Below are 14968 nucleotides of genomic sequence, written 5' to 3' on the forward strand. Positions count from 1 at the left end.
GGCTTACTGGTTGTTCGGAGGGGGGCTTAGTGAGAACTGATCGACGACTGAATCGTGACCGTCTGTCCGCCCTGGAGGTTGATGACGAAGTAGAAGACGATCGACAGGTACTTGACGGACACGTTTGCGGCCATGTATCCGTTTGCGACCTGCTGCGCGGGGTTGTTCGCCGCGTCGATTTCGACCGTGAACGGAACCGCTTGCGGGTTGTTCACGTCGCCGATCATCTTCGCGCGCCACAGGTTCATGAGGAACCCTTGCATCGCGCTTTTCACGTCGGTGCGCAGGTCGGCCGTCTGAGGCTGGCCGATGACCTTGCCGAACGCGCTCGCGAGCGTCAGGGCAAGGTAATTCGTCATGCGCGTGTAGTTGTCGCCGTTCTGGCCGTTCGTGCTCGACGCGTTGATGCCGGTTTGGCACGCGTAGTAGTTGCCTCCGGGCGACGGGTTCGTGATGACATCCAGTCGCGCCGACTTGATCGCGCCAATTTCGGCCGAGCTGTACGGCAGGTTTTGCGCGACGCGCTGCGTACTGACGATTCCGGGTAGCGGCTTGTTGAGGCTCGATTGCTCGGGCGACAGCGACGCTTGCTCGGCGGCCCAAAAGGTAGCGGGGCCAATGAGGCGGTTTTGGTTGTTCGTGCCGTCCCAGTACGTCACCCAATCTCCGACGAAAACCTTCAGGCCGTAGCCGTCCGCGCCCGCCGTGTTGAGCGCGGTCGATACCGTCGAATACGACTGCCCGGCCGATCCCTGCGTGCCCATGTAGATGCCTTCCTGCAAACCGAATTGCAGGATGGTCGACGCAGCGGTGAGGTCGGTGTGATCGCAGAGCGCGCCGACTTGGCAGCCTTGCGAGCGCAGGCAGTACATGCCCTTGGCTGCGCCTGCGGTGCCGTCGACGCCGACGAGCGTCGCATTCGTGACTCCGGTCGCGCCATCGGTGCCTCCAGCCAGCGCGTAAACCGTGACGATGTTCGGCGCAGTGACGGACGTTCCGATCGTCGCAACGACGTTTTGCGACGGGCCGCGCGCATTGGACTGCCCGTTGTTCACGGCATTGACGAGGTTTTGCCAGAAGGCGGCGCCAGTTCCGGCGATGTTGTCGAACACTTCCGGCGTGATGCCGGGCCGCGTGACCGTCAGCTTGTACGTGCTCGCCTTCGTGCCCGCCGTGATTGCGGCGGTCATGGCGTTTCCGCCCGTGCCCGTATAGAGCGCGGTGAGCGTCGCGCCGGTCATCGGCGTGCTTGCCGTGTCCTTCAGTGCGATCGTCGCAGCGGTATCGGTGCCGTCCGTCACGCGGACGTACTTGATCGCCGTTGCCCCGATCAGAAATGCAATGCCGATGTGCGTCGGAAGGTCGGAGGTTCGCACCTGGGCGCCCCCGAGAAAATTCGCGACATCGCTCGGCGAGCCGACGAGCGTCGGACTGTTGACCGGCCCCCAGGATCCGACGCCGATCATCCCGAGGAGGTTTGACGGAACGCCGTTGATGATGAGCGGGGGCGGCTGAATTTGCAGATACACGCCCGGCGCAGAGAGAGCGGTCGAGTTCAGTTGACCGACTTGATAAATAGGCATTGATGCTCCAATAAAAAAAGCCCGCACGTAGCGGGCTTCTTCATTCGGAAATAGGGGCGATTACTGCGGATCTTCCTTCGCGACCTTGTGGCAGAACCGTTCGTTTTCGGTCCCGATGACGCTCGCAATTTCTTGCGGGTCGGCGATGCGCTTGCCGCGCTCGTTGAAACCGAATTGGTGAATCACCACCAGTTCGAAATCGAACGAAGGCGCGGGAGCTTTCTTATCGCTCATGCGGATTCCTTATGCGTTGAAAGAGGTGATCGGATTCCCAAACTGATCCGACACTGTAGTTTTGAAGACAATCACCTGTGCGACGCCTTCCGTCTTAGTCGTCGAGAACTCGACGAAATAACGGAGGTCACGCCGGAAGAGGCGGGCCTTTTCTCCTAGATCCTGCTGTGGGCTGTCGTGGTAGACGACCCGCGCAAACAGGCCGTCCGGCATGGCGATTCGCGTCATATCGGAAAGCTGGCCGTCTATGCAGTTGGCAATTGCGACCCGCTGTGCGTCGGTGCTGCACCACAGAACGATCTGGAACAGGCGACGTTGCGTCCGGATGACCTTGACCGCAGTTCCAGTTCCGCCGACGCGAAGCGCGCCGATGCGCGCCCCGGCCGGAATGGTGATCGCGGCACCGGAACTGGTTGTTCCCGGAACGGCGGCGGCGATGATCGTCGCGAGCGCTGTCGCGATCGTCGCGGGTGCGTCGGACGGCTGAACCGCGTAGGTGTACGGCGACTGGTTGATGAAGATCGCGATGTTCTGCTGGCTGTAAGGCGTCGGGTTCGTTCCGCCAACCGTAACCACCTGACCGGACTGCGATAGCGTCAGAGTTGGAGCATTGTTGCTCTGCATCTGCCATCCCTGTTGCCACCGCGTCGTTTTCTGCTCGATACCGGTCGCGTATATAGACACGTTTGCGGAACCCGATTTCAAGTCGGCGTCGAGCACGGCGGTGGTCGGCCATCCGCATCCGACGCGCACATCGAACCCGACAGCAGAAGGGGTTCCCGTTCCATTCGGGTAAAGCCACGACGCGATCTGTCCGGCGAGCACGTTTTGAACGTCAGAAAGATCGGCCATTACGTTTGACCCTGTTGCGCGGTGAGCCGCCATCCGAGATCGGTTAGCTCGGCGCTCGAAATGATGTAGCGACGCCCGATGTCGTCGGCGATGAGGTCACCCGACCGGAGCGTGACGCTCGGCGTGGACGGCAGAAGAATCGCCCACCATGCGTTACGAACGTCGCCCGGCAGAACGATTTCACCTTTCTCGCCCTTCGTGCCTTGCAGCACCGAAGCGGGCCATGTAGCCATCAACGGAACTTCGTTCGCGGCCGTCGTGCCTTCGTAGCTCGACACTTGGCCGAACTGCGTTTGTTGCTGCGGGCGCGTGATGTTGAGCGTCCGATTGCACTCGACGGCCAGGATCGGCAAGAGCGGCTGCATGGCGGCGATAAAATACGTGCGCTGCGGGCCGACGAGATAGTCGAAGACCTGCATCTGCGTGCCATCCGCGAGGCAATACCATGTCGGCTTTCCGTACTTGTTCGCCCGGCCGTACTTCATGTCTTCGGCGTTGAAGCTGGCGAGCAGTGCCGAGTTGAGCGGGGCGCCCTGCGTCGGGTTGTTCGAGCCGGTCGGCCGATACTGCGCGAAGGGCAACCCGACCCGGATAGCGGCTTTCCCGTATCCCTGATACACCTTGCGCTGAAGCGTGGCCCCGTCCATCAGACCACCAGCGCAATTGATCCCGACGACCCGTCGACAAACGACGGGCCGGGCGGGATGCCGAAGAATCCGCAGAGGCGGCGGCGCCACGAGTCGAATAGGCGATCTCGGTCGCGTTGCTCGTTCGGGTTGTGCTTCCACACTGCGGCCGTATCGGTGTCGAGGTTCGACGACGTGCCGGGAATCGCCTGTTCCAGCGTGTTTAGGTTCGCGAGGTACGTATTGATGACGACCGTTTCCTCGCCCTGAGCAAGGTTGTTCATACGAAACTCGAGAGTGCCGTACCACTGGAAGAAGCGGTAGCCGAACGCTTGAACAGGTTGGCCGCCGTACACGGGATAGCCACAAAAGCGCCGGATGTCGATCTTTTGGGCGTCCGTGAGCATTACTTCGCCTTCGCGGGCGCTTCGGGCTCGCCGTTGATGCCGAACAGGCGCGCACCGCGCTCGATCAGCAACTTGATTTCGCTTTCGACCGTGACGACTTCATGCTGAAGCCACACATGCGCCTCGCCTTCGTCGTCGATAAAGCCGTGCGGCGCGGCGAGCGTCACCGACTCGGGCAGATTCTTCGCGTCGGCGACGACGGTTTTTGTGGCCGTCTCGGCGTCGGTCTTCGCCTTCTTCGCCGTCGCCGTCGCCGCGGCCTTCGTAACCGCCTTGGTGGCCGCCGCGGTAGCGGCCTGAACTGCGTCCGTCATGGGGATTCCTTCAAAATTTCGATCAGGGAGGGGCGCGACTACGGGCGCCCCTCAATCGCTACGCCCTCGGGGCGATTACAGCGATTCGAGAACGACGGCGCGCTTGAAGTACGAGAGCGTCGCGGTCGGGATGATGAGTTGCGTCGCGGTGACATCGGTCGGCACGGCGAAACCGCCGATCCAGTACCACGACTGCGCGATGATCTGTTGCAGGCGGTCGATCGGCTCACGAGTGACCATGCACACGCTGTCGACCATTTCGATCAGCGCGTTGTCTCCGCTAACGTCGCTGTATGCGATGCCGACGTAATCGCCTTCGATGATCGCGCCTTGACCGCACACAATCGCGCGGTGAACGGCGCCCGCGCCGATCGATGTTTGCTGCGGCGCTTCGTTCGTCGGGATGAAGCGCACGCCGAGCAGCTCGATGATCTGGCCGGTCTTGTACTCTTCGGAGCCGTACGCTCCGCGGTAGAGCAGTTTGAAATCGCCGTCCTTGAACAGGCCGAGCAGTTGGATGTCGTCGATGTAGCAGTTGTACAGGCCGCGCACGGCCGGGACGCCGTTACCGCGCAGCGTCGCGACAGCGGAAAGCACGGTTTGCATCGTCAGGTAGTCGCCCGCCTGGAGCGCCGCGGTCGTCGTGCGGCCGTTCGGGCGGTAGATCGTCGCGCCGGTCTGAGACAGGACCGCGTTACCGGCCGTGCCGTCCGCAACGGTGACGTTGCCCGAGAACGTCAGCGTGCCCGAAATACCCTGCGGCGCGGTCGATACGTTCGTCACGTCGGCCGTCGCGCCGACCAGCGCATAGACGTTCGATCCTACCGTGACCTGCATCGTGTTCGAACCGTTCACCGGCACCATCGTGCCGTTGCCCGGCGTCAGGCCCGAGCCGTCGACGTAGACTTGCTGGAACCCGCGGATGTCGTCGACCGAAACCGTGGTGCCCGCCGATCCGAGCGTGGTTCGAACGCGGGTATTGCCACCGAGATACGCGCCGTAGAGGGTGTTCCGCGCGATGCGGTCGAGCGATTGCGACGACTGCACGCCGTTCACCTTCGCATTCACGAGGAACTGGTTCGCGATGCCGACGCCCTGCGTGACCATGTTCAGGTCGATCGTGTCGCCGTACATGTTGATGCCGAGCACGTATTGCTCGATCGTCCACTGCGACGGCGACATGCCGTTGTCGAGGTTCGTGTTCGTCGACGGGTTGAGGGGCGTCGTGGTCGGCGCCTTCAGGCCGTTGCGGGTCTTCGTGATCGTCTCGCCGACCTTGTTCGGGAAGTCTTCGCGATCGGCGATGTCACGGAAACCCAGGCGCGACCGCAGGCCGCTTTCGAACTCGCGAGCGAGGAAGCCTTGTTGAATCGCGGGTTGCAGTGCGGCCGGGAAATTTTGAATACCCATTTTCTACCTTGGAAATGAAAATGCCCCGCTCGATGGCGGGGCATTCAGGAAAGGGAAGGTGCTACAGGGGGAGGGATGCGATCAGCGCTTGCGGGACGCGGCGACCATCTTGGCTTTTTCCGCCTCGTACTCGGCGGCCGACAGATTGCGCACGTCTTTCGGCGTGTTCTCAGCGGGCGGCGGCTTCTTTTCCGTCGACCCGGTGTTCTGTGCGCCGAACAGGTACGGCTTTGCCTTCTTCGCCGCCTCGAAGAGCGCGTCGACGCCTTCGAGTTCGCCTTTGTCGTTGAACTTCACCGACGACAGGTCGAGCAGGTCGAGCGCTTCCATGTCGACGAGCCCGGCTTTCACGGCGTGCGCCTTCAGCTCGGCGCGCATGACGCGCTGATTGGCGCGCGTGTCGGCGTCGGTCAGGGCGGTTTTGTGCGCCGTCTCGCTGTCGGTGAGCTTCTTGCTCGCCTCGTTGAATTGGCCGTCGCGCTCCTGGAACTTCAGGCGCCACATCTTCGCCTCTTCGCGCAGTTCGCTGACGTACTCGCGCGTGAACGTGGCCCGCGCGTCCGGATTGGCGGGCGGGTTGCCACCACCGCCGCCGCCACCACCCGAATCTTCAACGGAGAAACGGAAGAAAGAACCGAACAGGAGGGCAGACAGGAGTTTCGTGATTCGCATGGTGATTGCTCGCTACAGGGTTAGGAATTGAGGATCGATTGCGCCGTCTGCATGGCTTCTTGCCCCGCAGCGCCGCCGAGCACTTGCGCGTCGTGATCCGACAGGTTGATGTGGATGCCAACGGACAGCACGCCGTTGATTGCGGCGTGCGTCGTCGCGCCGTGCGAGAAGAGCGTCACGACTCCGTTTTCGTCCTGCGTCAGCAGAACAGCAGAGCGTGCCCCCAATCGTTCGGCCGCGTTTGCGGCCAGAGCCTTACCGATGTAGTGAGGCGTTGAGTCAGGCATCAGCCTTCCCCCTTGGTGATGTTGAAATGTCCCGGCAGGGCGCCGAGGTGATGCGCGGCATCGGCCGCTAGTCGCCCGTGTTATCCGGGACGGGTTTGGTTGCCTTGGCGAGCGTGATTTGCGCGTCCTGCGCCGCCTGCGCCTCGGCCTTGATCTTTCCGGTTTCCGCCGCGGTGTCTTCGATGTCGTACTCGTCGGCGATCGATTCCGTGGCGGTTTCCTTCGAGAGGATCCCGCCGCCCGTGAGAGCGGTTAGGGTGTTTGCTTCGTTCGTTTTGTCCGCCCAGGTAGGGGCGTACCACGGCGGCCACTTCAACGCGATTTCCGGATCGACCGGAATCTTGCCGATGGGCTTGCCTTTTTTCGTCTTGAGTGCGTGCTTGTTCGATACCTGAACGATCATGTTCAGGATTTCGAGTAGCCCGCACTCGCCGTAGGAGATTCGCAGCTTGTCGGCGAGCCAGATAAGAGCCTGATTCATCAGTTCCATCGCTCGCCCAGACTGCGCCGCCGCGATCTTGTCGGCGTCCGACTTGTTGCCATGAATCGATTCAAGCGCGACTTGGCGCGAGAGCCGCACGTATTCTAGGATCGCCGTCGTGCTGTCGCCGCTCATTTCGAGCAGCTTCGCGTCGCCGTCCTTGTCGACGACGATCGCATTCCCGCCGCCCTTGACCATCGAGTTGCCGCCGCCGCTGGCCGGTTCCTTAATGAGCAGCGTCGGGTCGCTGGCATACTTCAGCCCGCGGCCGCCCTGCGAAAGGATGTAGTCGATTTCGATGTTGGTATCGATCGCGAGCTTGAACGTGCATTCGCCGTCGATTCCGTTGCCGCCCGGAAGGTTCTTGATCCAGACCATCGGAACGAAACCGAGGTTGTGCGTTACGGTTCGCTTCTCGTCCTGGATCGGCTTGAAATCGGGATCCGCGCCCTGTACCGGCCACGGCATGTACCAGTTTTCCGCCCGCTGATCCCAATCGCGGCAAAACCAGAAATCTGCCGAAAGGTCGTCGTCACTGATCGAGTAGCCAAGCACCTTCAGGGCGCTTCCCTTCGTCTTGTACTGCTCGACGACCGTCGCGAGCGTGTCGGGCTCGTCGGCCTTCCACTCGGGCGTGAGATACGTCGTGCGCATCACGTCGAAGAAGATTCGCCCATTCAGGACACGCATGAGGATTGCGACCGATCCAACCGAGCCCTGCGTCGCGGCGTCGATCATGATTTGGTTGAGGCGCGTTTCCTTGATGATCGTCGCAAGCTGCTGCGCGACATCGGGGTTTTCCTCGCACTTCGGCGTCGGAAAGTGCTCTTCCGAGAAGAGCAGGCCGACCGAATCGTCGACGACGGCTCGGCAGAGCGCATATCTGACGCTCGGGCGCCGATCTCGGAGTTTGATGTACTCGTTTGCGTCGGTTCGCTCGGTATGGAAGGAGTGTTGCAGAACGTCGTACAGCGTGCCGTCGAGCACGGCGTTGTAACACTGGTTTTCAAAGCTTCGCTGCGGCAAGTCCTTGTCTTGCTTGTGCTGCGATTTCAGGTCTAACCACATTGGCGCCTCATATGGAGCCCGTGGCGCCGCTCGTGCGGCGCCGGGCATGCTTGGGGATTGGCGAGGCCGTCAGCGGGCCATGTGCGGGCTATCTACGCGTTGCGCGGGGATCCAGATGTGTTTCGTGTACAGGTAGTAGCCGATCGAGTCGGGCATGTGATCCATGCCGCTTTCCTTGTCCGGCTGGTTCGTGTCTTCCTTGTAGGTCAGTTGCTCGAAGCACTCGATTACGTGCTCGCAGCTCGGGTCGACGAAATACCGCCGTTGCCCGTTGCCGTTCAGCAGCCAGCCGTTCACGAAGTTGATGCGATCCCGCACGAGCGGATGCGCGGTCATATGGATGACGCGCAGCCCCTTGTCGCGCAGGATCAGGATGTCGGTTTTCCCCTGGGCGCTCGTCTTCTGCTGCGTGCCCGCTGGATCCGGATAGACGGTGATGTGCGAAACGTCGCGCTTCGTCGGGTCGAAACTTGCTTTTCCGTACCGCGACACAATCTCGTCGGCCATTTCGTGCGTGTTGCTCGTCTTGAGCACGATCTCGCCGACGCACCATATGTCGCCGTTCGGCTGTTCCTGGTGCACGCTGGCCGACATCGGATTAACGTTGAAATCCATCCCGATATGGAGCGGCAGCGCCGGGTTGTACGGGCATCGCTTGACGTTCAGCGCGCGATCAAAGCACAGGTACACCGTGCCCGTGTTCAGGTTGACGAAGTGGCCGTTCAGGTACGCTTCGATCAACTGCGGCGGGTAGCTGGCGCGCAGCGAATCGACGTAATCCTCGGGAAGGAACGGATTCGATAGCGTCGGCGCCTGGATCATGACGTAGCCCTTGGCTTCTGCTTTGGCCCGATCCTTCGCCCATGTCTCGTACACGAATGAGAAGCCTTCCGGCGTCGTGTACGCGCTGACCCGGTTGAACGGCTTGAAATGCACGTCGCGCACGCGCTTCGGCACCTGTCGATTCCGCGCGATGATCTTGCGCCACGCGTGATACGCCATTTTCTTTTTCAGCGTATCGATTTCGTCGACGTGAGCCCGGTACGTCTCATAGCCGACGATGCGTTCAGGGTTCTGCATCGAGCGCAGCACGAAGTCACCGATCCCGCCCGACGACGTGTAGATGATGTTTTCGGTCTTGTTGTACTTGTACCGAATCCCCATCGTGGACAGCTTTCCCTCCATCCGAGGGGCCATAATCAGGCGAATAAGGTCGTGCGTCGGCTCGTACAGGCCGATCAACGTATCGCTTGATGTCTGAGCGTCCCGGATGGCGCAATTCGCCATCGTTTCGGACTTGCCAACGCCGAACCCGCCGACGAAGGCGGGGTATTTGGCGGTGAGCTGGAAAAATTCTGCCTGGGGCTCGGTCATTGTCGATCGGACAATGCGCCCCATCGGCTATCCCTTTTTCGCTGGCACGATCGTGATTTCCCATTTCGGCGCATCGTCGCCGTCCGGGTCGTCGTTCTCGCGCCGTTTCACTTCCGCTTCGAGCAGTTCCGCGCGCGTCTTTTCGAGCATCGCGATACGGGCCGTTAGCCGGTCGATATGGCCGTTGTAGTCGACGCGCTCGTAGACGCCTTCGGGCCCGGCCGTGAACTCGGTTGCCTGTTTGTCGACGTACTTCTGCATTTCGAGCCCGAGAGCTGCGCTGGGGGCGTCGGTGTCGCCGTCACGCGCCCGGTTCTGCGCTTCGAGCGTGTTGTGAAGCTGCATGCGCACGATCGCGATTTCGTGATCGAGTGAGCCCAAAGCGGTAGCAACCGAGTCGTATATCTCCCGGTCTTCTTCCCGTATCACGCGGCTGTAAATGCCGTGCTTCAGGCTGTTTTTGTTGCCTTTCGGTGCGCCTGTACTGGCGCCGCCATGCAGGCGGCACCGCTTTTTCCCGGCTAGGGCGGGCCGCTGGCAGGGCGCACCGCTGCGAGTCTTAGCCCCGCAGATATGCGGCATGTGCGGATCCTCATGAAAATTGTTCTTGCGCGAATGCTACCGACGAGATAGCATTTAATCCGGCAGTATCGACAGACACCTACCGGAGGAAATCAGGATGAAACCGTTTGATCTGGAAGCAGCGAAGCGCGGCGAGCCGATCGTCACGAGAGATGGGCGCAGCGTGGCTTTCGTGGCGCACGACCCGAATTTCTCGGAAACGCATCGGGTGATTACTCGCGTCGAAGGAACCACTGCGCCGCGCTGCTATTTCGAATCCGGCGCGTACTTCAAAGAAGGCCCCGACGACCTCGACCTGTTCATGGCTCCGCGCAAGCGCACGGTGTACGTGAACATCTACGACCAAGCGAACCCGCTTGGCAAATCGCAGGGGAATTTCGCGGTGTGGCATGACAATGAAGCCGCCGCACGCAGGCATTCGGACGAATCCGCGGTTGCAACCGCAGTCCCCGTCGAAATCGAGGTCTGACCATGTACCCGCGATCCCAACTGAAGAAGTGGTACGTGTACTGCGGAGACGTGCTCGTAGAAGTGGTCAAGGCAATCACCGAGCGCGGCGCGATCGAGGCGGCGAGCGCACTGTCGGGCCGCTCTGCGTCGACGCTGTTCGCGCAGACGACCGTACGGGAGCGTCGAGCATGACCACCACCGACAATAGCCGCGCTGATGCGCTGACGGGCGACAAGCGGCAAGCCCTCGGCGAAGCGTTGACCGAATACTTTGCCGAACTGGACCGCAACATCGGAATCGATACGCCCGACCGAATTCTGTCCTTGATCGACTATCACAATGATCGCTTCATCGACGACCTGATCGACCGCGCCATCGTGCCGGCTATCTTCGCATCCCCTGTCGAGCAGCACGAAGCAGCGCCGGCCGGGGCCGCGATGCTGGATTGGGCGGTCAGGCGATGGGACGCGGAGGTGAAGAACCGGCCGCTCACCAACGTTCACCGGCGCTCGCTGGATGATACGTGGCGGCAGGTCGTGCGGCACTGCGGCGGCGACGACGTGTCGCTGCTCGGGCCGAGGCATGACGATCTGCTCGCGGCAAGCGCGCCCGCACCCTCCGCCCCGCTCGAAGGCACGGGCAATGGGGCGGATAACGAGTATCAGGTATCGATTGATGTGCGCGACCTGTTTGCATATCTGCGTGCTGCGTGGCGTGAAGGCCAGCATTACGACCGCGAGGATACGCCCGATCAAGCTGATAGCTGGAGTGCGGCAAGCGATTACGCCAACAAGACGATCGACCGCTGGACGTCGATGCGACCGATTGTTTCCCGCGCCCCTCGCACTGAGGTGGCGGGAGCGATGCGGGAGGGGTGGAAGCTTGTGCCGATCAAACCGACTGGCGTCATGAAAGATGCCGGGCATTGGGCGCTTCCGGTCGGCGTCGGCGGTCCTTGGACGGCCGCCGCCGTCTATCAGGCAATGCTCGATCAAGTCACCACGCCTCCCTCCGCAGATGCAGCGGCAGCGGCAGCGCCGGCAGACGGGCGAGCGGCTTTCGATTACGACGACGTGGTTTCGATCTGTGACGCGCACGGAATCTGCTTGCCGGTCGATTGCGTCGAAATGGTAGTCGACATCGTGAAGCTGTCGGGGCTGCTTCCAGCCGGCGCGGCAGCATCGCAGCCCCGCTAATCCGAATCACAATCGAATCACCAACCACAGGAGCACATCAGCATGAGCGCACGTAAAGTCACGAACCTCCGCAAGCGCGCACAGCAGTACACGACTGCAACGGCGACGATCGCCGGATACAAGGTCACGGCGAACCTCGGAGCGGACGACAAGATCCGCTTCAAGGTCGACGGCCGCCGCGTGAGCGGCTTCGACCTGCTCGCCCTGGTCGTATCCGCCACGTAACAAACCACGTTTCGCGCCGCATGTAGAATAGCCCCGACATCCCATCGGGGCTATTTCACATGAAGCGAACATTTTCAGCGATCTGCGCCGCGCTCATGCTGGCCGCGGCTCTTGCCGTCGCTTATGGACTCTACACCTGGATTGAGTCGCCCACTCCGTCGCTCGGCGACGTTCTGTCGCACCGGGCAGGCTAGACCCGCTGCGTCACCCGCGGCCCGGCCACAACGCGCCCGGCCGCATCTTTCCAGAACTCGATCGCCTCGCCGTTCGGGTATTCCCACACGCAGTGCAGGCCGCCGTTCACGGTCTGGCGCTCCCACATCGTCCCGCTGCGCACGGCGCGCCCCTCGCCGTCACCGGTCTTCCACGACTCGTAGTGCGGCGTCGCGGTGAATGTCGGCGGCTCGACATGCGCCCAGGGGTCGGCGCTCATGACGCGTCCCCGATACGCTGGCAGCCGTAGTTCTGGCCGCGCTTGACGAACTGGAACCGGCCCGCGAGCACGCCGCGAACCATGTGACGCGCGATGTCGTCGAAATCCGTCATGAAGAACTGCACGCTCGCGCCGTCGCTGCGCTTGAAATGCAGCGTCGCAGACGATCGCCCCCGGCCGTAGCCCGAATACGTGAGCGCGTCCTCGAACGGCACGTTATCGCGCCATTCCAGGCCGCCCCAGGTGTCGGGGTAGCCCTTCTGGTTGCCTTTCGAGTCAAAAGGGATCTGATACGTGCCCTTCGCCATCACGCCCCCGTGCGGATCTGCCGGTAGAGCCGCTGTCTGCGTCGACGCTCGGCGCTCTGATCCTTCTCGTCCTGCGTGACCTTGCGCGCCGTCATGACCGGCGACACGTAGCGGAAATTGAATTTCTTCATTGCGGGATCTCCCTGAGAAGGAACAGTGGAAAAGGTGCTTGCGTAAATGCTATCCAAAAGGTAGTATTTAACCCATCGACAACGCAACACGAAGGGGAACGACGATGCAAACCGCATACACGCTGATGGGATACACGGTCACGAACGCAGAGCAAGCCCGCACGGTTCTGCTGGTCGCCAAGCTGGCGGGCCGTGACGCCGTGGCAAAGCAAGCAATGGCGCTGATCGCGAAATATGAAGCGCAATAAATTTTTCGACCGGTACCCCGGAGCCGCTGTCTCTCTTGCCTTCGTTGTCGGCGGCTTTATCGGCTTCTTGATCGGCGCGGCTTGGGCGCATGTCGCCTAACAACCGCTCTCGCTACAGGAGAAAGACCGTGAAAACTAGCTATCTGGTCGCTGTGACCAGCCAAAGAAAGGGTGTCCTTATGCAGTGCTTTGCGCGCACGAAAGAACGCGCCGAGTCCGCATGTGAAGCTCTTTTCGCGGACACGTTTCACGAGGACGGCCAAGCCACTGCGTTTGACGAAGACGCGGTAGTCGGAATCTGGATTGAGGGCGACCCCGACTACATCCGCAGCGTCATCGCCTAACAACCGCCCCCGCTACAGGAGAAAACCATGATCCACATTCATGAGCATCACGAATACCGCTCGCGAGCAACGATGGCTTGGTCGGCTCAGCGAGACGGCGCATCGCGCATCGAGTGGGAAGCGCGCGACCAGTTCGCAGGATATTGCTTGGACGCCGTATTCCTTATTCCGGCCGGATCCGTGCAGCGTATCGAACCGAAAGATCACGAGCCATTCGCGGCTTCGACATACGCACATCGACGTTGAACAACCGCTCCCGCTACGGCGGGCAATCTGACCGCTAGGCCGAAATCTTTCACGTCGCCCGCAGAACATCGCGGGTTGATCGCAGCGTGTGGCGCTGCCTGACGATGGCCGTCAGTACTGCGAATAGGATGACGATGAGCTACGAACCGAAGCAAGGGACGCCCGGATACGCGCGCGTCGTCGCACGGGGATGCGGCGGGAGCCGTGACTACTGGGGCGAATTCGACTGCGATCACGCGCACCCGTGGACGTGCGATGACTGCCCGTGGCGCATCGAGAACGAGAAAGAGATCGAGCGGGCCGCACAGGCTGCGTTCGCAGCATCAAAGCGGCTCGGCTACGTTTGACAACCATACGGGGCACACATGGACACGAGAGCAAAAATCGCGCGCATGCGCGCCGAGGCGAAGCATTACCGCACACTCGCCGCATGCAATCGTCGGATCGCGCGCGATGCGAAAGAGCGGGGCGACCAGCTCGGCGCACTAAAGGCGCAAATCCGCACGACTGAACTCGTCCGGGCCGCGCAGCAGCGCGACGCATGGGCGAAGGAACTGCGCGCCACGATGCAGGCCGCAGCCTAAAACCGCGCCCGCCTGGGCGCCATGCAATCACACGCTATGGATGCCCCATTCTTCGAGCGGCCCGCGCACGAGCGCGTCAGGGCCGCTGCCGCCTGGATCTCTGCGAACTGCGAGCGTCCGATCACCATCGCGCAGGCCGCGGCCGTCGCCGCGATGAGCGAGCGCAATTTCCTGCGCCACTTCACGAGCACTATCGGCATGCCGCCGAGCGACTACATTGCGAAGTCGAGGATCATGCGCGCCCGTCGTCTGCTGATCGACACCGAGCTATCGATCAAGTCCGTCGCCCGATACAGCGGCTTCGGCAGCGGCGAGCATCTGGCGCGCACGTTCCGGCGCACGCTCGGGCAATCGCCGAGCGAGTATCGCCGCCATGCGGCCACAGAAAAAGTTGCTGAAGCCTGTTGACGAGATACTACCTAACGGGTAGTATTCATCTGTCCCCGCTACAAAGCGGGCAACGAACAGAGAGGGCGCACCATGCAGCGATACGCGAACAGAAGAGCCAGCGCGGACGGGCAACTATCCGTTGTCGCGTCCGCAGAACGAACAGCGCCAGTCGGCGCGAACTTCGCCGCCGCACGCGAAGCACCGAGACTTCGGCGCGTAGTGCGGCAGGTAGGACCGAGCCGGGAGCGCGCCAGGAGCGCAACCGAGTTCGTGACTCGGGCGCTCGACGCGTTCCGGCTCGGTAGGAAAGGACACGACGCGGCCATCGAGCCCGAACAGTCTCCGCACGCTCATGCCGGTAACAGCGAAATATTCGCCGACTGTTGGCTCGGAAGAGGGGAACAGCGAAGAATCGAAACGGCTGTTGACCATGCGGTTGATTCCGGATTCGGCGTGAGGCCGACAGGGAAGAGGGGCGCGAAACTTGTCGTTTTCACTCCCCGCCCGCTCGGCATCGCCTACA

At 61.8% G+C, this 14968-nt stretch carries 25 protein-coding genes; 10 read left to right on the forward strand and 15 right to left on the reverse strand.

Annotation, left to right across the window (positions count from 1 at the left end; translation table 11 throughout):
• Positions 1-26: 26 nt before the first annotated feature.
• The 12 genes from HWX39_RS19840 to HWX39_RS19895 form a co-directional block, all read right to left on the reverse strand.
• Positions 27-1583, reverse strand: coding sequence for a phage tail protein (locus tag HWX39_RS19840; protein ID WP_175969624.1), 1557 nt, complete (start codon positions 1581-1583; stop codon positions 27-29).
• 60 nt (positions 1584-1643) lie between these two features.
• Entirely contained in the window at positions 1644-1817 is a 174-nt protein-coding gene (locus HWX39_RS19845) for a hypothetical protein (RefSeq protein WP_175969625.1), read from the reverse strand.
• A 9-nt stretch (positions 1818-1826) separates the two neighbouring features.
• Positions 1827-2669 (reverse strand): hypothetical protein, encoded by an 843-nt coding sequence (locus HWX39_RS19850; RefSeq protein ID WP_175969626.1) that lies wholly within the window; start codon positions 2667-2669, stop codon positions 1827-1829.
• Positions 2669-3316, reverse strand: a complete 648-nt coding sequence (locus HWX39_RS19855; RefSeq protein ID WP_175969627.1) for a hypothetical protein — start codon at positions 3314-3316, stop codon at positions 2669-2671. Before HWX39_RS19855 ends, HWX39_RS19850 begins: the two co-directional genes overlap by 1 nt.
• Positions 3316-3702 (reverse strand): hypothetical protein, encoded by a 387-nt coding sequence (locus HWX39_RS19860; RefSeq protein ID WP_175969628.1) that lies wholly within the window; start codon positions 3700-3702, stop codon positions 3316-3318. Before HWX39_RS19860 ends, HWX39_RS19855 begins: the two co-directional genes overlap by 1 nt.
• Positions 3702-4016, reverse strand: coding sequence for a hypothetical protein (locus HWX39_RS19865; RefSeq protein WP_175969629.1), 315 nt, complete (start codon positions 4014-4016; stop codon positions 3702-3704). The genes HWX39_RS19860 and HWX39_RS19865 overlap by 1 nt, the downstream gene beginning before the upstream one ends.
• Before the next feature lie 75 nt (positions 4017-4091).
• The gene (locus tag HWX39_RS19870) at positions 4092-5426 is read right to left on the reverse strand and encodes a DUF4043 domain-containing protein (RefSeq protein WP_175969630.1); all 1335 of its coding nucleotides are present in this window, start codon (positions 5424-5426) and stop codon (positions 4092-4094) included.
• An 81-nt stretch (positions 5427-5507) separates the two neighbouring features.
• Entirely contained in the window at positions 5508-6098 is a 591-nt protein-coding gene (locus tag HWX39_RS19875) for a hypothetical protein (RefSeq protein ID WP_175969631.1), read from the reverse strand.
• 20 nt (positions 6099-6118) lie between these two features.
• Positions 6119-6385 (reverse strand): hypothetical protein, encoded by a 267-nt coding sequence (locus HWX39_RS19880; RefSeq protein WP_175969632.1) that lies wholly within the window; start codon positions 6383-6385, stop codon positions 6119-6121.
• Positions 6386-6452: 67 nt separating this feature from the next.
• On the reverse strand, positions 6453-7934 hold the full coding sequence (locus HWX39_RS19885) for a phage portal protein (protein WP_175969633.1): 1482 nt from the start codon (positions 7932-7934) through the stop codon (positions 6453-6455).
• 69 nt (positions 7935-8003) lie between these two features.
• Positions 8004-9332, reverse strand: a complete 1329-nt coding sequence (locus tag HWX39_RS19890; RefSeq protein WP_347879581.1) for a terminase family protein — start codon at positions 9330-9332, stop codon at positions 8004-8006.
• Positions 9333-9335: 3 nt separating this feature from the next.
• Positions 9336-9890: an HGGxSTG domain-containing protein gene (locus tag HWX39_RS19895; protein ID WP_175969635.1), complete on the reverse strand. Its 555-nt coding sequence runs from the start codon at positions 9888-9890 to the stop codon at positions 9336-9338.
• Between the two features lie 97 nt (positions 9891-9987).
• On the opposite strand from HWX39_RS19895, the gene HWX39_RS19900 reads away from it, so the two are divergent.
• The 4 genes from HWX39_RS19900 to HWX39_RS19915 are packed head-to-tail and all read left to right on the forward strand — an operon-like array spanning position 9988 to position 11761.
• A complete protein-coding gene (locus tag HWX39_RS19900; RefSeq protein WP_175969636.1) occupies positions 9988-10359 on the forward strand; it encodes a hypothetical protein in 372 nt (123 codons plus the stop codon).
• A gap of 2 nt (positions 10360-10361) precedes the next feature.
• Entirely contained in the window at positions 10362-10532 is a 171-nt protein-coding gene (locus HWX39_RS19905) for a hypothetical protein (RefSeq protein ID WP_175969637.1), read from the forward strand.
• Complete coding sequence (locus HWX39_RS19910) at positions 10529-11536, forward strand: hypothetical protein (RefSeq protein ID WP_175969638.1); 1008 nt, start codon at positions 10529-10531, stop codon at positions 11534-11536. The genes HWX39_RS19905 and HWX39_RS19910 overlap by 4 nt, the downstream gene beginning before the upstream one ends.
• A 42-nt stretch (positions 11537-11578) precedes the next feature.
• Positions 11579-11761 (forward strand): hypothetical protein, encoded by a 183-nt coding sequence (locus tag HWX39_RS19915; protein WP_175969639.1) that lies wholly within the window; start codon positions 11579-11581, stop codon positions 11759-11761.
• A gap of 190 nt (positions 11762-11951) precedes the next feature.
• On the opposite strand, the gene HWX39_RS19920 is transcribed toward HWX39_RS19915, so the two are convergent.
• Genes HWX39_RS19920 through HWX39_RS36665 form a run of 3 tightly spaced genes read right to left on the reverse strand, consistent with a single transcriptional unit; the run spans position 11952 to position 12633 of the window.
• Positions 11952-12194, reverse strand: coding sequence for a hypothetical protein (locus HWX39_RS19920; RefSeq protein WP_175969640.1), 243 nt, complete (start codon positions 12192-12194; stop codon positions 11952-11954).
• Positions 12191-12502 carry a hypothetical protein gene (locus tag HWX39_RS19925; RefSeq protein ID WP_175969641.1) on the reverse strand — a complete coding sequence of 104 codons (312 nt, stop codon included), beginning with the start codon at positions 12500-12502 and terminating at the stop codon, positions 12191-12193. The genes HWX39_RS19920 and HWX39_RS19925 overlap by 4 nt, the downstream gene beginning before the upstream one ends.
• The gene (locus HWX39_RS36665; RefSeq protein ID WP_279613093.1) at positions 12502-12633 is read right to left on the reverse strand and encodes a hypothetical protein; all 132 of its coding nucleotides are present in this window, start codon (positions 12631-12633) and stop codon (positions 12502-12504) included. Before HWX39_RS36665 ends, HWX39_RS19925 begins: the two co-directional genes overlap by 1 nt.
• Before the next feature lie 104 nt (positions 12634-12737).
• On the opposite strand from HWX39_RS36665, the gene HWX39_RS19930 reads away from it, so the two are divergent.
• From HWX39_RS19930 to HWX39_RS19955, 6 genes are all read left to right on the forward strand, one after another.
• The gene (locus HWX39_RS19930) at positions 12738-12881 is read left to right on the forward strand and encodes a hypothetical protein (RefSeq protein WP_175969642.1); all 144 of its coding nucleotides are present in this window, start codon (positions 12738-12740) and stop codon (positions 12879-12881) included.
• A 128-nt stretch (positions 12882-13009) separates the two neighbouring features.
• Entirely contained in the window at positions 13010-13225 is a 216-nt protein-coding gene (locus HWX39_RS19935; protein WP_175969643.1) for a hypothetical protein, read from the forward strand.
• A gap of 27 nt (positions 13226-13252) precedes the next feature.
• Positions 13253-13471 carry a hypothetical protein gene (locus HWX39_RS19940; protein WP_175969644.1) on the forward strand — a complete coding sequence of 73 codons (219 nt, stop codon included), beginning with the start codon at positions 13253-13255 and terminating at the stop codon, positions 13469-13471.
• Positions 13472-13605: 134 nt separating this feature from the next.
• Entirely contained in the window at positions 13606-13818 is a 213-nt protein-coding gene (locus HWX39_RS19945; RefSeq protein ID WP_175969645.1) for a hypothetical protein, read from the forward strand.
• Positions 13819-13836: 18 nt separating this feature from the next.
• Positions 13837-14055 (forward strand): hypothetical protein, encoded by a 219-nt coding sequence (locus HWX39_RS19950; RefSeq protein WP_175969646.1) that lies wholly within the window; start codon positions 13837-13839, stop codon positions 14053-14055.
• Between the two features lie 36 nt (positions 14056-14091).
• Entirely contained in the window at positions 14092-14463 is a 372-nt protein-coding gene (locus HWX39_RS19955; RefSeq protein ID WP_279613094.1) for a helix-turn-helix domain-containing protein, read from the forward strand.
• Positions 14464-14968: the final 505 nt, after the last annotated feature.

Origin of the sequence: Burkholderia sp. BCC0322 (genome assembly GCF_902833045.1) — a bacterium.
In the GTDB taxonomy this organism is placed as follows: Bacteria; Pseudomonadota; Gammaproteobacteria; order Burkholderiales; family Burkholderiaceae; genus Burkholderia.

What these genes read in the sequence shown, in the direction of transcription:
- HWX39_RS19840 (WP_175969624.1), bottom strand. Translation starts at nt 1,583, where the DNA reads ATGCCTATTTATCAAGTCGGTCAACTGAACTCGACCGCTCTCTCTGCG.
- HWX39_RS19845 (WP_175969625.1), bottom strand. Translation starts at nt 1,817, where the DNA reads ATGAGCGATAAGAAAGCTCCCGCGCCTTCGTTCGATTTCGAACTGGTG.
- HWX39_RS19850 (WP_175969626.1), bottom strand. Translation starts at nt 2,669, where the DNA reads ATGGCCGATCTTTCTGACGTTCAAAACGTGCTCGCCGGACAGATCGCG.
- HWX39_RS19855 (WP_175969627.1), bottom strand. Translation starts at nt 3,316, where the DNA reads ATGGACGGGGCCACGCTTCAGCGCAAGGTGTATCAGGGATACGGGAAA.
- HWX39_RS19860 (WP_175969628.1), bottom strand. Translation starts at nt 3,702, where the DNA reads ATGCTCACGGACGCCCAAAAGATCGACATCCGGCGCTTTTGTGGCTAT.
- HWX39_RS19865 (WP_175969629.1), bottom strand. Translation starts at nt 4,016, where the DNA reads ATGACGGACGCAGTTCAGGCCGCTACCGCGGCGGCCACCAAGGCGGTT.
- HWX39_RS19870 (WP_175969630.1), bottom strand. Translation starts at nt 5,426, where the DNA reads ATGGGTATTCAAAATTTCCCGGCCGCACTGCAACCCGCGATTCAACAA.
- HWX39_RS19875 (WP_175969631.1), bottom strand. Translation starts at nt 6,098, where the DNA reads ATGCGAATCACGAAACTCCTGTCTGCCCTCCTGTTCGGTTCTTTCTTC.
- HWX39_RS19880 (WP_175969632.1), bottom strand. Translation starts at nt 6,385, where the DNA reads ATGCCTGACTCAACGCCTCACTACATCGGTAAGGCTCTGGCCGCAAAC.
- HWX39_RS19885 (WP_175969633.1), bottom strand. Translation starts at nt 7,934, where the DNA reads ATGTGGTTAGACCTGAAATCGCAGCACAAGCAAGACAAGGACTTGCCG.
- HWX39_RS19890 (WP_347879581.1), bottom strand. Translation starts at nt 9,332, where the DNA reads ATGGGGCGCATTGTCCGATCGACAATGACCGAGCCCCAGGCAGAATTT.
- HWX39_RS19895 (WP_175969635.1), bottom strand. Translation starts at nt 9,890, where the DNA reads ATGCCGCATATCTGCGGGGCTAAGACTCGCAGCGGTGCGCCCTGCCAG.
- HWX39_RS19900 (WP_175969636.1), top strand. Translation starts at nt 9,988, where the DNA reads ATGAAACCGTTTGATCTGGAAGCAGCGAAGCGCGGCGAGCCGATCGTC.
- HWX39_RS19905 (WP_175969637.1), top strand. Translation starts at nt 10,362, where the DNA reads ATGTACCCGCGATCCCAACTGAAGAAGTGGTACGTGTACTGCGGAGAC.
- HWX39_RS19910 (WP_175969638.1), top strand. Translation starts at nt 10,529, where the DNA reads ATGACCACCACCGACAATAGCCGCGCTGATGCGCTGACGGGCGACAAG.
- HWX39_RS19915 (WP_175969639.1), top strand. Translation starts at nt 11,579, where the DNA reads ATGAGCGCACGTAAAGTCACGAACCTCCGCAAGCGCGCACAGCAGTAC.
- HWX39_RS19920 (WP_175969640.1), bottom strand. Translation starts at nt 12,194, where the DNA reads ATGAGCGCCGACCCCTGGGCGCATGTCGAGCCGCCGACATTCACCGCG.
- HWX39_RS19925 (WP_175969641.1), bottom strand. Translation starts at nt 12,502, where the DNA reads ATGGCGAAGGGCACGTATCAGATCCCTTTTGACTCGAAAGGCAACCAG.
- HWX39_RS36665 (WP_279613093.1), bottom strand. Translation starts at nt 12,633, where the DNA reads ATGAAGAAATTCAATTTCCGCTACGTGTCGCCGGTCATGACGGCGCGC.
- HWX39_RS19930 (WP_175969642.1), top strand. Translation starts at nt 12,738, where the DNA reads ATGCAAACCGCATACACGCTGATGGGATACACGGTCACGAACGCAGAG.
- HWX39_RS19940 (WP_175969644.1), top strand. Translation starts at nt 13,253, where the DNA reads ATGATCCACATTCATGAGCATCACGAATACCGCTCGCGAGCAACGATG.
- HWX39_RS19945 (WP_175969645.1), top strand. Translation starts at nt 13,606, where the DNA reads ATGAGCTACGAACCGAAGCAAGGGACGCCCGGATACGCGCGCGTCGTC.
- HWX39_RS19950 (WP_175969646.1), top strand. Translation starts at nt 13,837, where the DNA reads ATGGACACGAGAGCAAAAATCGCGCGCATGCGCGCCGAGGCGAAGCAT.
- HWX39_RS19955 (WP_279613094.1), top strand. Translation starts at nt 14,092, where the DNA reads ATGGATGCCCCATTCTTCGAGCGGCCCGCGCACGAGCGCGTCAGGGCC.